8 protein-coding genes are annotated in these 14,832 nt (G+C 75.6%); 7 read left to right on the top strand and 1 reads right to left on the bottom strand.

Annotated elements, in window-relative coordinates; genetic code table 11:
• Both CHB94_RS21325 and CHB94_RS21320 read left to right on the top strand, forming a co-directional pair.
• Positions 1-153 (top strand): acyl-CoA dehydrogenase family protein (locus tag CHB94_RS21325; protein ID WP_303395993.1); only part of this gene is annotated, 153 nt, incomplete at its 5' end.
• 210 nt (positions 154-363) lie between these two features.
• A complete protein-coding gene (locus CHB94_RS21320) occupies positions 364-4,593 on the top strand; it encodes a hypothetical protein (RefSeq protein ID WP_089338568.1) in 4,230 nt (1,409 codons plus the stop codon).
• 118 nt (positions 4,594-4,711) lie between these two features.
• On the opposite strand, the gene CHB94_RS21315 is transcribed toward CHB94_RS21320, so the two are convergent.
• Positions 4,712-5,281 carry a hypothetical protein gene (locus tag CHB94_RS21315; RefSeq protein ID WP_089338567.1) on the bottom strand — a complete coding sequence of 190 codons (570 nt, stop codon included), beginning with the start codon at positions 5,279-5,281 and terminating at the stop codon, positions 4,712-4,714.
• A 368-nt stretch (positions 5,282-5,649) separates the two neighbouring features.
• Here CHB94_RS21315 and CHB94_RS21310 point away from each other — a divergent pair, with 368 nt between their 5' ends.
• The 5 genes from CHB94_RS21310 to CHB94_RS21290 are packed head-to-tail and all read left to right on the top strand — an operon-like array spanning position 5,650 to position 14,720.
• Positions 5,650-7,182: a DUF2397 domain-containing protein gene (locus CHB94_RS21310; RefSeq protein WP_089338566.1), complete on the top strand. Its 1,533-nt coding sequence runs from the start codon at positions 5,650-5,652 to the stop codon at positions 7,180-7,182.
• Positions 7,179-8,447 carry a DUF2398 family protein gene (locus CHB94_RS21305; protein ID WP_089338565.1) on the top strand — a complete coding sequence of 423 codons (1,269 nt, stop codon included), beginning with the start codon at positions 7,179-7,181 and terminating at the stop codon, positions 8,445-8,447. The genes CHB94_RS21310 and CHB94_RS21305 overlap by 4 nt, the downstream gene beginning before the upstream one ends.
• On the top strand, positions 8,444-12,601 hold the full coding sequence (locus tag CHB94_RS21300; protein ID WP_089338564.1) for an SbcC/MukB-like Walker B domain-containing protein: 4,158 nt from the start codon (positions 8,444-8,446) through the stop codon (positions 12,599-12,601). The genes CHB94_RS21305 and CHB94_RS21300 overlap by 4 nt, the downstream gene beginning before the upstream one ends.
• The gene (locus CHB94_RS21295) at positions 12,598-13,902 is read left to right on the top strand and encodes a DUF2399 domain-containing protein (RefSeq protein WP_089338563.1); all 1,305 of its coding nucleotides are present in this window, start codon (positions 12,598-12,600) and stop codon (positions 13,900-13,902) included. The genes CHB94_RS21300 and CHB94_RS21295 overlap by 4 nt, the downstream gene beginning before the upstream one ends.
• Positions 13,902-14,720 (top strand): TIGR02391 family protein, encoded by an 819-nt coding sequence (locus CHB94_RS21290; RefSeq protein ID WP_089338562.1) that lies wholly within the window; start codon positions 13,902-13,904, stop codon positions 14,718-14,720. Before CHB94_RS21295 ends, CHB94_RS21290 begins: the two co-directional genes overlap by 1 nt.
• Positions 14,721-14,832: the final 112 nt, after the last annotated feature.

Here is a 14,832-nt window from a genome sequence, read left to right as displayed (position 1 = left end):
GTGACCACCGACGCCGTCCAGCTCTTCGGCGGCGCCGGGTACACGCAGGACTTCCCCGTCGAGCGGATGATGCGCGACGCGAAGATCACCCAGATCTACGAGGGCACCAACCAGGTCCAGCGCATGGTGATCGCACGGAGTCTCCTGCGGTAGGGAAGGAGCCTGCGTCTTCGCAGGTCACCGCCATGATAGGTCGCCCCGCGGTGATCGACCGCGGTGCCGCGAGCAGCCACTGACCGGAGCGATCTCGGCACCCGCCGGAACCAGTTGGCACGGCTTGTGTGACGCGTGTGTGACACCCGGGCGCCGGTGCCCTCACGAAGGGTCAGGGGTCCTGTCGCTGGGTGAGGTGATGATGGGTTCGTGAGCCGGTCCGAACAGGTGTGGGACGACGCGATCCGCATCGGGCGGGAGAACCAGCAGACCCTCGAGCTCGCCCGTCGGCACTGCCTGAACATGCAGTTCGTCGAGTCCGGCGGCCGCGGCATGGCCGAGGAAGCGACGGGCCTTCCGATCAACATGCGCCAGGTGCGGTGCCCGGTGGCCTTCGGGTCCAAGTCCATGAACCTGTTCGGCATCGCCGGCACGTTCTACGAAGAGCACTGCGTCGGGTGCTCCCTGCGGCGGCCGACCGGTGAGGTCCCGAACCTGGCGACCGTCATGGAGGAGCGTGCCGCCGAGGACGCCCGCCAGGTGGCCCTGCGGGACGCCGAGATCGAGCGGGCCCGGCAGCGCTGGGCCGCCCGAACCGAGCGGCGCCGGGCGATCGCCGCCTCCGGTGGCGAGGCGATGGCGGACGCGGTCGCCAACATCGGACTGCTCGACGCCGAGCCGGGCAGCGTCCTCGACCGGGCCGAGCAGTCGGCCGCACAAGAGCGGCTCGCCGCCCTCGCCGACCGAGCGCCCCAGGTCTTCACGGACGAGGTGGTCGCCCTCGCCGTCGAACTCGTCGCCGACGTCGGCGTCGCCCCGGAGCTGCTCGAACCGCTTCGTCGTCTCGCCGGCAGACGGCGGCAGTTCGCGGAGCCCGTTCTCCGCGCTGCCCTCGCCGCCCTGTCGCGCGGACCGGTCACGTCCGCGGGGCGCTGCGTCGCGGACTTCCCGGAGCTGCTCTCCCCGGCGGCTCTGGACGAGCAGGTGTGCCGCTCACTGGTCCTCCTCGCCGGGGCACCGCGACGGGACAGCATCGGCCGGTCACGACCCAGCCAGACGGCCGACCCGACCGGTCTGCGAGCCGCCACGGGGATCGCCCCCGGAGTCGTCACGGCGGTCCTGCGACGGCTGCTCCCGCCGCCGGCGCGGCCGCGATCGCTGATCGTGCCGACGCCGGAACCTCCCCGGCCGGTGGTCACGGACTTCGAACGGGCGGCCGCGGGCGCAGCCATCGCCACGCTCATCCCCACGCATCCCCAGGTGGCCGAGCAGATGATCCCCACCCTGATCCTCGACCTGGGGGTTCCAGCCGACGACCGGTTCGACGACCCCGCGCTACCCGCGGTCGCCCGGGCGCTCGCGGTGATGCTGGTGCTCGGGGTCGGCGATGTGGTGGCGGCGGCCGAGGACGCCGGCCGGACCGGGAGCCCGGAGTCCCGCGAGGCCCTCCTCCGGGTGTTCCACCGGGCCGCCGACCTGCTCGACCCGGATGGGCCGCGACGCCAGCCGGGCGACCCGGTGCCCGACGGGGAACGGCGCATGAAGGTGATGGCCTCGGTGCTTACGGCCGCGCTGGCACGGGTGTCCGGCGACTGGGGCGACGATCTGCGGGACCAGGCCGCCCGGCTGATCGAGCAGCAGGCGCGGCTGGACCCGCGCTGGATGCTGACCAACCTGCCGGCGCTGCTCGGCGCGGTGCTCAAGCTGATGGACGACCTCACGACCCCGCCGCCGCGGACGCTCGAGGTGATCTCGGCGGAGCCGCCCCAGCTGCGGGTGCTGGAGCAGCTCAACCGGGAGACGGCGATCAGCTCCGCGGCGCGCGACGTGCTCGATGCCGTCGAGGCAGCGGCGGCCGCCGACCCGCTCACCGCGGTCACCGTGATCACGACCCTCATCACGGAGGAGCGCGACTCCGCCCGAGGGCCCGAGGTGGTCTGGCGGCTGCTCCGGCCGCTGGGCCGGATCGGCCGCCGGCACGGCGACCAGCCCGGCGTGCTGCAGGCGATCCTCCCGACGCTGTACAGCTACCTGGTCGACACGGACGCATCCTTGCGGGCGCGGGCGATCGACCAGTGGGTGGAGATCGGCAGCGCGCACCAGCTGCCCTCCAGCCTGCCGGACCTGCTCCCGGCGCTGACCGCCGACCCGTACGACCTGGTCATTCACGCCGTTCTGCGCGCGGCCCGCCGGCTGGACTGGCCCGAGCCGGCGAGGGCGCAGCTCCTGCTCTACGTCGTCCTCGTCCTCGAGGGCGTCGACGCGGCGAAGCACCCGGACGGGATCAAGGAGGCGATCGGCGCCGCTCTTCGGCTCGCCCGGGGCGATGAGGCGCTGCTCACCGCGGTGGAGGGTCGCGCCGTGCAGCGCGCGGCCGCGCTGGACGGCCACGACCTCCGCGACGCGCTCCAGCGGGACTGGCTGCCGGCGACCAGCCGGTCGCCGCGGATGGCCGAGCTGCGGCTCCGCCAGGCCGCGGACCCGGCGATCAACGACCGGCTCAACGCCGGCGACGACGACGAGCTGTGCGCCCTGCTCGACTGCGGCGCCGGCCTCGCCGAGCTGCCGACCGCGGACCTGATCCGGGCGGCGCTGGGCGAAGCCCCTCAGTACCCCCTGATCAGCGCGGAGTTCGCCGAGGTGGCCTGGCGGGCCGCCCGTCCGGCGGACGCGGCAACGGTGATGCGCGCCGTCGCGGACACCATCCCCGGGCAGCCGGCCTTCGCGTGGCAGCAGCGGTTCACCCAGCTGATGATCGCCGCCGCCGCGGCGGATGCGGCCGCGATGGCCGGCCAGGACTGGCGCCCGGACGCGGCTCGGGCGGCGGCCGCGGCGGCCGAGCTGGACGACGAGGACCACGACAGCATCCGCGCCCTCCTCGCCGCTGTGACCAGTGCCCTCGAGGTGCGGCGCTTGCTCAGCGGCGACCCGGCGTCCGCCCGCGACGCTCCCGGGGGCGTCGTGGGCGCCGGCGGCGACGCGCCGGTGGCGGAGTGCCGCGCGCGGGCGCAGGCCCTGAAGCGAGCGGGGGAGGCGCTCGCGGCGGCCGCACCCCCGGCCACGGCGACCGGTGCCTACCTCCGGGGCATTGCCGGCCTCTGCCAGGTCGCCACCCACCTCCTGCTGGGGGACGCCGCCGTCCTCGATGCCGACACCGCGGCCATCACCGCGCACACGACGGCGGCTCAGCGGCGCGCGCAGATCGTCGTCGCCGAGCTCGCCGACCGCTTCGACAGGAGCGACCCGGTTGCCGGGCCGCTGATCACCAGACTGGAGGCCGTCGCCGAACTCGAGCCCGGCGCGCCCATGCTCCCGGTGCTGGCCGTGTGGGCTCGCCTCCCGATCCCCGTCCCCGTCGTCCGCGGCCCGCGTCGGTCCGTCCGTGCCGACCACCCGACGCCACACCGCGACACCGACGATGACCGCCGTCCGATCGCGGTCCTCCTGGCCTCCATCGACGGACGGCTGGTGACCGGACCGGAGGTCCTCACCCCGCACACGGTGCACGAGCTGACGTTGCAGGTCCAGGCCGATCCGTGGCCGGACTGGGCCGAGAGGCTGGACGCCGAGCTGCTGACGCACCTCACGCAGGAGGACATCACCACGCCGGGGTTCAGCTGGCACCGAGACGAGCACACCGGCGACGGCGACACGTACCTGCAGAGCGGGCCCCTGGTGCTTCGGTTCGGGCTGCCCGCCGGCCGGTCGGCGCCCCCCTTCCTGATCCGGCTCACCTGGCGCGGGAAGCACGACGGCCAGCCCAGGTCGCAGTCCCTCGACGTCACCGGCCACCGGGAGCTGCGGCTGCGCCCGTTCGACGCGACCCGCGACATGCTCACCGACTACGCGGTCTTCGACGAGCGACTCCTCGACCTGTACGAGCGCTTGGCCCGATCCGGGTACGACCAGGACCAGCTCCAGGCCTTCTGCCGCCTCCTCACGGCCATCTGCCGGATCGGGCTGCGGATGACCTGGGACAAGGAGTACCGCCGCGGCGCCCGGGTGAGCGAGCGCAAGTTCCACGACGACCTGTACGACCGGCTGCTGGCCGAGCCCGAGCTCGAGGACCGCCTGGAACGGGGCTCCCCGCTGGCGCTCGGCTTCCTCGACGTGCGGCACGACGGGATCACCGCCGAGCTCAAGGTCGAACGCAAGACGCCGGTCACCCAGGACAGCGCCCCGAAGTACATCGGACAGCCGACCCAGTACGCGGCCGCCGACGGCGCCCGGCTGTCGATCCTCACCATCCTCGACATGAGCCCGAAGGTGCTGCCGATCGGCACCCCGGAGAACTACCTGTTCACGATGGGTCCACAACTGCACGGGCTCGAGAACCCCGAGGCGCCCAGCTTGGTCGCCACGCTGATCGTGAACGGCAACATGCCGACGCCCAGCTCCTGGTCGCGCAGGAGAACGCCCACCGAAGGCGACGGCCTGTAGGACGAGGCTCATCGGGTGTCGTGAAGCCTCGGGGCGGCCGCACCGGGGGCATGCACGACGAGGCCCGAGCAACCGTGGTTGCTCGGGCCTCTTCATGGGTGGGACGGCCGCGCCGGGTCTACCGGTTGCCGTCCGCGGGGCCGACGTCGTTGCCGTAGCGGATCGTGGTCTCGATCGTCTGGTGCCCGAGCGTCCGGCGCAGCTGGGTGGGGGACATGCGGTCCGTCTCCATCGGACGGTCGTAGCCCAGCAGCGTCGCGAGGACCTCCGGGTCGGTGGTGCGCTGCACCGCGGCGAGGCCGAGCCGGCCGTCACGCCACAGATCCAGCACGAGCCGGCGCTGGCGCCGCCCCTCATGCCGCTCCTTCGTCAGCAGCAGCATCCGCCACTGCGCGGCGTGCTCCGGCCGCTTGTGCGCCGGGACGACGTCCCCCGACTGCCGCGTGACCGCCTGCGTGATCTTCCGGATGGCCGAGACGGACAGCGGCTGGTCGCTCTTCGCGTGGCTGGTGAAGAGCGCCTCGAACACCCAGAACGGCGCGTCCAGCGGGTCGATCCTCTCGAGGCGAAGCTCGGCCAGTTCGGCGCAGTGCCGCTCCCACCGACGCCAGCTCCAGACGTGGTCCTGCTGGGTCCTCGCCGAGAGCGGACGGGGCGGCTGCGCGGTGTCGTTGTCGTTCGGGTCCATGTGGGTCCTCCTGTGATTCCCGGGTGATGTGTCCCCGGCTGCGGGGGACGGTCCCGGCGCCCCGTGGCAGGTCAATCACGCCCCACGGACAGCGGTCTGGTCAGCCGGTGATGCCCGGCTCCTCGTACTCCACAAGGCTGGATGCACATGCGACCCGGCCGGTCTCGAAGCGGGACCCGCGATCAGCCTGTTCCGGGCGGGGATTGACCCGCCGGGGTCCCTCGCCCAGTCGAAGTGCAATCAGCTCCCCAGGGGGATGACCAGCGGAAACCGCCCGGATCTGTCGGTGCCAGGCCGTACTGTCCCCCACGAGGACGGTCGGCTTCGGCCAGCACATGGGGGTCAGCGCGGAGAGGGGAACGCTGGGAATGACCGAGCCGCACGCGCCTGCCGGCGCGTTCACGGTGGTGGTGACCGACGCCCGCCGCACGATGGCGTACCTCGTCGCGCCCGAGTCCGACGACTACATCGCGATCATGGCCGTGCTGGAGTCCTCGGTCACCGACTTGACGCCGGCCGAGGTCACGGCGGCCCTTCGCGGGGCCGGGACGCTGCTCGACGAGCGTACGGTCGAGGCCCGGCTGGACAAGCTGCGCGAGTGGACGGCGGTGTCGGCCCGCACCGACACCTCGCGAATCCTCCGGCACGCGGACCTGCTGGCCCGCAACTGGCGCTACACCGCCACCCCCGCGGGCCGCCAGGTGCAACGGTTCTACGCGACCGTGCTCGCCGGCACCCCGACGATGCGGGAGATTCCGCTCTCCAGCCTCGCCCGCGTAGTTGCCGCGCTCGAGACACTGGCGGCGGACGCGACGTTGCCCGCGGCCGAGGTCGCCGAGCACATCTGCCGACTGTTCACCAGCCACGACGACCTCGACGGCGCGCTGGTCGGCGCCGAGGACACCCTCGCCGGCCTCGCCGACCGCTTCGACCTCGACGACGACACGACCGGCGAGCTGAAGCGGCTGCTGGTCGAGTACGCGACCCGCGTGGCGGGCGAGCTGGAGTCCGGCTCGGCGCGCGCATCGGCGGCGTTGGCCGCGCTCGCGCACCGCTTCGCCGAGCTGTCCACCGTCGCGGTCGAGGCGTCGGACGCGCGGACGCTGATCGAGCGGGGCGCCCTCACGGCGTCCCGCGGCGGCCGCGTCGCGGACTGGACCGGGCTGGCCGGCTGGTTCGACCCGCACACCGGCCGCGCCGCGCGGTTCGGGCTGCGGCTGGTGCGGGCGCTACCGGGCATGCACGCGAACCTGCGCAGGCTGCACAGCTCCTCCGGCACGGCGACCAGCCGCGCCCGGGCACTGCAGCTGGCGAAGGCAGCGGCAGACCCGACGGTCGGCACCGCCGTGCTGCTTGCCGCGCTCGGCGACCACCCGTGGCGGAAGCTGTACGGCGACGCGGATGACACCGACCTGCCGCGCAACCCCTCCTGGCGGGGCGGACCGCCGGTCAGCGTGCCGGCGCTGCTGCGCGCCACCGGCCGGACCGGCGCGCGCGGCCGGCCGCCGGCGTCCCGCGACGACGCCGCGGCGCGCGCCGCGGTCGCGGCCGCCCGGGCGCGGCGCGCCGCCGAGCACGCCGCCGCGGTCGCGGAGGTCCTCGCCGCACAGCCGGGGGAGCAGCTGAGCTTCGGCGCGGCCGACGTCGCGCTGGCGTCGCTGATGGCCGCGGCCCGGGCCGGCGCCGGCGGCGACCGGCGGACCGCGACCCGCGACGGGCTGGGCTGCACGCTGTTCCACACCGGCGAAGGCGTGGGGGTGCTGCGCGCACCCACCTGGCGGATCTGGCTACCCGGCCGGGTCGCGGTGTTCCACCGGCCCGGGGTGCGGCCGATGGCGCCCGTGGCGACCATCGCCGACCCGGACGAGCGGGCGACCGTCATGGTCGGGGGCGCGGCATGACCGGCGGCGACCTGCCCCCGACCCCGCCGCGGCCGGCCCGCCGCGCCTGGGCCCCGGAGGCAGACGCCGAGACGGCGGCCATGCTGCGGCTGCTCGCCGTGCGCTCGTGGCTGGTCGCCGGCCGGGACGACGAGGCCATCGCCGCCGTCCGGCGCAACCTGCCGGCGATCCGCGACGTGCTCGACCGGCTCGGCTGGGTGCTGGTCGCCGAGCGCGACCTGGTCCGGCTGCGCAAGTCCCCGCCGGTCCGCCGAGACGCCTGGGCGGCCACCGGTCCGGCGCCGCTGACCTGCTCGTGGTTCTTCCTGCTCGTCGCGGCGGCGGAGTCCATGCCGCCGCGGGTTGGGCTGGCGCAGTTGGTCACCGCGGCGCGGTCCGCGGCCGCCGAGGCCGAGCTGCCCGTGCGCGGCGACATCACCGAGCGGCGCGCCATCGTGGCCGCGCTTCGGATGCTCGACGATCGCGGCGTGGTCGTGCGGATGGACGGCGACGTCGACGGATTCGTCGCCGACGAGAACGCCCCCGTGCTACTCGCCGTGCACCACACCCGGCTCGCGCACGTGATTGCGAACACCGGCAGCCTCGACCCGGCCGCCGATCCCGTCGCGTGGCTGGAGCAGGTCGAGACCGAGCGCGACGCCGCCCGGCGGATGCGCCGCCGCCTCTTCGACGACACCCTGGTGCACGTCGTCGATCTCGACGACCCGGAGGCGGACTGGCTGTCCCGCCGCGTGCGGGGCGACGACGGCGGCCCGCTCGCCACCGCGTTCGGGCTGCACCTGGAGCGGCGCGCCGAGGGAGCGGCGTTCGTGCTGCCGACCGAGGCGTTCCGGCATCCGCGCGAGCTCGGGCCGCTGCCGTTCCCGGTGTCCGGCACCGTGCCGCACGCCGCACTGCTGCTGTGCGACGCCGCCGCCACCGGCGGCCGGGTGGACGGCGGCCCGGGACCCGGATGGCGCGGCCTGGCCGCCGCCGAGGTGCCCACCCGGCTCGCCGACCTCGCCGCCACGTACGGCTCCGGCCGCGGCGGATGGGCGGCGGAGCTGGCGTCCGACCCGGCACGGCTGGCCGCCGAGGTCGTCGGCCTGCTGACCGGGCTCGGACTGCTGCGCATCCACGACGACGTGTGGTGGTTCTCCCCGGCGACCGGCCGCTGGCCCGCGCCGCCCCCTCCGGCACCGTCGGCCGAGCCGGCCCGCACGCGGGCCGCTGCCGCTCCGCCCACCGAGGGCCTCCCCTTCGACACGGAAGACGACCAGACGTGAGCATCGACGCGACGATCGGTCTGTTCAGCGACGACGACCTCGTCCCGCAGGCCGGGCATCCGGACCGGTTCGGCCGCCGGTGGCGGCTGGTCGGCGCCGGCCTGTCCGACGTGTGGCGGTACGGCGACCTGCTGCTGCCGGCCGCGTCCGGGCGGCTGCTGCTGCGCGGTCCCAACGGCACCGGCAAGACCACGGCGCTGGAGGCGCTGTGGCCCTACCTGCTGGACCTCAACGCGCAGCGGCTCGCGGCCGGCAAGGCACGGCCGACGTCGCTGTCGCAGCTGATGCGCGAGGGCGCCATCGGCCGCCGCCGGTACGGCTACGTGTGGCTGACCTTCGCCGGGCCCGGCTCGGAGGGTGACTGGTCGTTCGGAGTGCGCCTGCAGTTCTCCGAGGGGGCGTCGCCGCCGGTGCGGGTCGTGCCGTTCACCGTCCCGGGCGTCCCCGGCACCGACGTGCCGCTGCGCGCTGCGGGCCGCGCGCCGCTGATGGCCGAGGAGTTCACCGCCGCCGTCGAGGCCGCCGGCGGGCAGGTGTTCGCCGACGAGGAGGACTACGTCGAGCACCTGGCCCGGCGCGTGTGGGGCACCAGCGCCGCCGAGCTGCGGCTGCTCGCCACCCGGCTGCGCGAGCTGCGCAACCCCTCCCTCCTCGGCGAGGTGTCGCCGCGCGGCGCCGCCGACGCGCTGCGCGCCTCCCTGCCCGGCGTCTCCGACGACGTCATCAGCGCCACCGCCGACGCCCTCGTCGAGTCCGACGCGACCCGCGAGGCGTTCCGCCGCGACAGCGACGCCGCCTCCGTCCTGGGCGAGTTCGCCGACGCGTGGACGGGTCACGTCGTCGACGTGAGCCGGGCCGCCGTCGCCGACGCGCGCGCCGCTGCCGAGACGGCCACCCGGGCGCGCGGCGAGGTCGGCAAGGCCGGCAAGGCGCTGGAGGCCGCCCGGAAGGCAGCCGAGGAAGCACGCATCGCTCACCAGCGGCTGCAGGAGGAGCTGCGTGACCTCGAGGCCGAGATCAAGGCGCTCGAGCGCAGCGACGAGTACAAGGCCGCCGGCCGGCTGAAAGACCTGCAGGCGACCGCCGACGCGCAGAGCGCACAGGCGCGAGGTTCCCTGACCCGTCTGGCCGACGCAGCGGCCGCCGCCCGCCGCCGGGGGGCGGCGCTGCGCCGCGCCGCCGCCGACCTCGCCGAGGACCTGGCCGAGCAGACCGCCGCCGCCGCGGCCGCCGACCCGCACGCATCGGTAGAGCCGTTGCTGACGGTCGCCGACCGTCCCCGGGCGGTGGAGACCGCGGGCGACACGACCGCCGACCCGGGCCCGGCGCTTCGCGTCACCGCTGACCCGGCCGCGCTGGAGGCGACGGCGGCCTCCTGGACCGCCCTCGCGACAACGCACCGCACCCAGGCCGCCGACGCGAAGCTCGCCCTCACCGACCACCAGCAGGTCGCGACCGCCGACGACGCCGCCCGGCGGGCGCGGGAGGAGGCCACCGCCACCGGTGAGCGAGCCGACCGGGAGCGTGCCACCGCCGATCGGGCCGGCCAGGCGGCGCGCACCGCCGCCGCGACCCTCGTCGAGCGCCTCGCCGGATGGGCCACCGAACATCCCGACCTCACCGTGCCCCTCGCCGGCACCGAGGACACGGACGACCCCGGGGACGACGGCGCCCGGTCCGGGTGGAGCGTCGAGGACGTCACCGAACTGGCCGGCGCGGAGCCGAACCAGGTGCTGGCGACCGCGGACGAGCTGCATGCGGCGACACAGCGGACCGCGGCCGCAGCCGCCGCGGCGGCGCGGCGCGACGCCGACTTCGAGGCCGCCCGCGCCGAGGCACTGCGCGCCGAGGCCGGCGATCAGCGGATGAACGCCGCCGAGCTGCGCGCGGGCAAGCTGCTGCCACTGCCACGGCCGGAGTGGGCCGGGCCAGGCGACGACACGGTGGCGTTCGCCGCGGCCCTCGACTGGGCCGTCGACTTCACCGACCCGACCGAGCGGGCGCTTCTCGAAGCCGCGCTCGCGGCGTCCGGCGCGCTCGGCGCGGCGCTGACCAACCGAGGAGCCGCCAGCAGCCGCTGGCAGGTCAGCCCCACCGGCCCCGACGTCGACCGCAGCCTCGCCGACCTCGTCACCGTCGACGCCGACCATCCGCTGGCTCCGACTGCGGCAGCCGTCCTCGCCCGGATCGCGCTCGCCGACACCGCCGCGGCCGCGCCGGAGACCGCCGCGCTCGCCGTCGGTCGCGACGGCACATTCCGCGCCGGGGTGCTGCACGGCCGCGTGCCCGGGGCGCTCGACCGAGCGGCGCTGCCGCCTGCGCGACACCTGGGTGCGCGGCAGCGCCTCGCCGCCGCGGTCGCAGAGGCGGAACGGCTCGAACAGGAGGCCGACCGGCTCGAGCAGGACGCGACCGAGCTGGACGCGCAGGTCCGGGCGCTGCGGAAGCAAGCGCGGGACGTGGAGCAGCGGGCCGCGCGGTTCCCGGAGCGGGAGTCGCTGCGAGGCGCCGAAGCCACTCGCGTCGCGGCAGAGGGAACTGCGCGGAGCGCGGCCATCGCGGCAGAGGAGGCTGACGCCGCCGCGTCGCGGGCCGCCGAGGAGGCGCAGCGTGCCCGCGAGGACTGGGTAGGCCGCACCCGCGCCCGGGGGCTGCCGCCCGACATGGAGCAGTTGGCGGTGCTCCGGGAGCGCGGAGCCGAGACGGCCCGGGCGCTGCAGGCGGCCGCCGCCCCGGTCGCAGGCAAGCTCCGTGCCCGCCTGGTCGCACTGCTCAGGGAGACCGCCGAGGACGTCTCCGCGACGGCCGCCCTGCCGGGGTTGCGTGCGACCGCGCAGTCCGCCGTCGACACCGCCGCACGGACCGATCAGACGCTCCGCACGCTGCGCGAAGTGTCCGGCCCCGCGGCTGAGCGGGCGGTGCGCCGGTACACGGAGGCGACGCAGCGGGAGTCCGAACTACGGCCTCAGCTCGGCACCGCGGACGCCCTTGAGCGCTCCACCGCCGGAGAGGAAGGCGTGGCCTCGGAGCGCCTGGCCGCCGCCGAGTCGCGACTCGAGGAGGTGCAGCCGGCGGCGGCTGCGGCCCGAACCGCGCTGCGGAGCCTGCTTGGTGTGCCCGGCGTCGAGGACGTGGTGCTGGGCGGAGCGCCGCTGGCCGACGACGACGGGCTGCTCGAGCAGGTCGACGCCGCCCTCGCCGGACGGTCGAGCGCGGCCCGCAAGACGCTGCGGGAGCGGTACGACGTCGCCCGCACCCGCCTGGCCGGCCTGTGGACGCTCGATCCGGGCGACGACGACCGGCTGGACACCTTCGTGCTCACCCACACCGACGCCGTGTACACCCCGCCGCAGGCGGCACGGCACGCGCACAGCCTCGCCGACCGCGCCGAGGCCGCGCTCGCCGCCGCGGAGGAGACCGCGCTGCGCGACTTCGTCATCGGCCGGCTGCCGTCCGCGATCGGCGTCGCGTGGACGCGGCAGCGGGACTGGGTCGACGACGTGAACCGCAAGATGAAGACCGCGGCCGCCTCCTCCGGGGTTGGCGTGCAGGTGCGGGTGACGCTGCGCGACGACCTGCCCGCGGCCAGCCGCACCGTGCACGAGCTGTCCTGCCGGGTCGCCGACGCCGACCGCACCCCCGAGCAGAAGCAGCAGGTCGGGGACGCGCTGCAGGCGCTGATCGCGGCCGCGGACGGGGAAACGATGACCGAGCGGCTCGCGGACGCCGTCGACGTGCGGCAGTGGGTCGACGTCGCCTACTACGTCACCCGCCCCGGAGCTGAGCCACGCCGCTGGGGCCCGAAGACCGGCCTGTCCGGCGGAGAGCGGCGCCTGATCGTCCTCGCGCCGATGCTCGCCGCGGTCGCGGCCGCCTACGACAAGTTCGGCGAGGCGGGACTGCGGCTGGCCGCGCTCGACGAGGTCCCGGCCGAGGTCGACGAACGCGGCCGAGAGGGTCTGGCCCGGTTCATCGCCGAACTCGACCTGGACCTGGTCTGCACCAGCTACCTGTGGGACGGCGCGCCGGCGGCGTGGGACGGCATCGACGCCCATGACCTCGAGGTCGCGCCGGACGGGCTCGTCGTCGCCTTCCCCATGCTGGTCCGCGGTCTACTGCCGCTGCCCGGCGACCCGGACGCGGCGCCGGCATGACCTGCACCCTGTGCGGCGGCGCCTGCCGCGACGCCGACCTCGCCGCGCTGCTCGACGCACCGCTGACCTGGCTGTGGGAGCAGCTCGCGGCGACCGCGGACCGCCGCGGCGACCCCGACCTGACCGCCGGGTCGCTCCGCATCACCGCGCCGGCCGCCGCGGAGCAGCGTGCGGCCGCGGTCGGACTGCTCGGCGGCCGGCCCCTCGCCGCCGGGCAGACGCGGCTGGTCGAGCTCGCCGACCTCGCCGCGCGGCTGCACGTCCGCGGCGCGCACCTCACCCCGGGCGTGGTCGCCGCCCACGCCGCCGCTCGACCGCTCGCCGTCAAGGCCCGCGCCCGGGCCGCACGCGCCAGCCGCGAGGCGGAGCTCGAGGCGGCCCTGGTCGCCGCCCTCGACAACTGCTCCGCAGCGGGGGAACGGCTCCGGGAGCTCAGCGGCGACATCGCCTGGGCACACCTGCGCCGCAGCGGCTGGGCCGCCCGCCTGCACGCGCTGCCCGACGCCGAGCAGCTGCTTCGCACCGCGGTCGCGGTCCTCGCCGCACTGCCCGCGGCCGGCGCCCGGGTCGACCGACGACGGCTCGCCAGCGATCACGCGCACGATCCGCACGCGCTCGACGACGGCACACCCGTGGCCGGCCTCACGCTCGCGCTCACCACCGCCGCCGGGGCCACGTCGCCCGGGCAGCGGGCGCGCACCGCGTGGGAGATCCTCGGCGTCGACTGGGACGACCTCACCGGCGGGCTGATCACGGTCGGCATCCACCCGGCGGCGTGGACGCTTCCCCCGCACGTCGCCGTGACCATCCCGCCCCGCGAGCTCGCCGTCTGCGAGTGGCCCATCCCGACGACCGCCCGCACCGTATTCGTGACGGAGAACCCCTCGGTTGCCGCCGCGGCGGCCGACCTCGTCGCAGCCGAGGGCTTGTCGGTGCGGCTGGTCTGCACCTCGGGCACCCCGTCCGCCGGCGAGGTCGCCGCGCTCGCGCGCCTTGCGGACGCCGGTTGGGCAGTGCGGGTCCGCGCGGACTTCGACCCGGCCGGCCTGACCCACGTCACCACCCTGCTGGCCAACGTGGCGGGCGCGACGCCGTGGCGGATGGGCGCGGCGGACTACGAGGCCAGCCTGCCGGCAGATACCTCCGCACGGATCGCGCTGGACCTGCAGAAGCTGCCGGACTCACCGTGGGAACCGGAGTTGTCCCGGACGATGCGGGCGCACGCCGCGGCGGCCTACGAGGAGGCCCTCCTTCCGGTGCTGCTGTCAGACCTCCGCTCCAGTGATCGCGGGGACGGCTGATGAGCGCGGTCGCGCCGCTCCCGGAGGACGTCGTCGAGCGGATCGGCGGCATCCTCGGCGACACGGCCAACGGCTTCACCGGCAGCCAGATCGCCCAGCTGCTGACCCGCTGCCGGCTGCCCGACCCCGGCCCCATCACCAAGCGCGCCCGGATCACCGAGGCGCTGCTGGCCGAGCAGCGCCGCACCGGATCCGGCGCCGCGGTGGTGGCGTTCCTGCACGGCGCGATGCACCCGGCCCGCTGGACCGGCCAGCACGGGCACTTCGAGGCGCAGCGCGCGGCGTTGAACGAGGCGCTGGCCTTCGCCGGGCTCCGGGTGCGCGAAGACGGACGGGTGGCGCGCCGCCGGGCGGCGACGACGCTGAGCGAGGCCGCGGCCCGCACCCGGCGACTGCGCGATGCGCTCACCGCCCGCAACGGGCATGCGCAGGTGTTCGCCTACTGCAACGCCGAGCTGCTCGCCGACGACTGCTTCAACGCCGTCTTCGAGGCGGTCAAGGGGCTCGCGCAACGCATCCGCGAGATGTCCGGCATCGACGCCGACGGCGCCAGGCTTGTCGACGCGGCCTTCGGAGGCCAGCAGCCGGTCCTCGTGTTCAACGCGCTGCAGACCGAGACCGACTACAACGAGCAGCGCGGCCTGGCCACCATCCTGAAGGGGCTGTTCAGCGCCGTCCGCAACCCCCAAGCGCACACGCCGAAGCTGCTGTGGCACCTGTCCGAGGACGACGCCCTGGACCTGCTCGGCACCCTCTCGCTGTTGCACCGCCGCCTGGACCATGCCGTCGTCCCGGGCCGCCTGCGGCCCGGCGCCTGAACGACCCCCGGCCGCAGCGGCTCCTGCCGGTAGGCCGCCACGCACCGTCGCCCGCGCCGACCCGGCCCCCGATCGGCCGTGCGCTGTCCCCGGCAGCGTGCACACTGCAACC

The organism is Blastococcus mobilis (assembly GCF_900188025.1).
Lineage (GTDB): Bacteria > Actinomycetota > Actinomycetes > Mycobacteriales > Geodermatophilaceae > Blastococcus_B > Blastococcus_B mobilis.
This window is presented reverse-complemented; position numbering and strand designations above follow the sequence as displayed.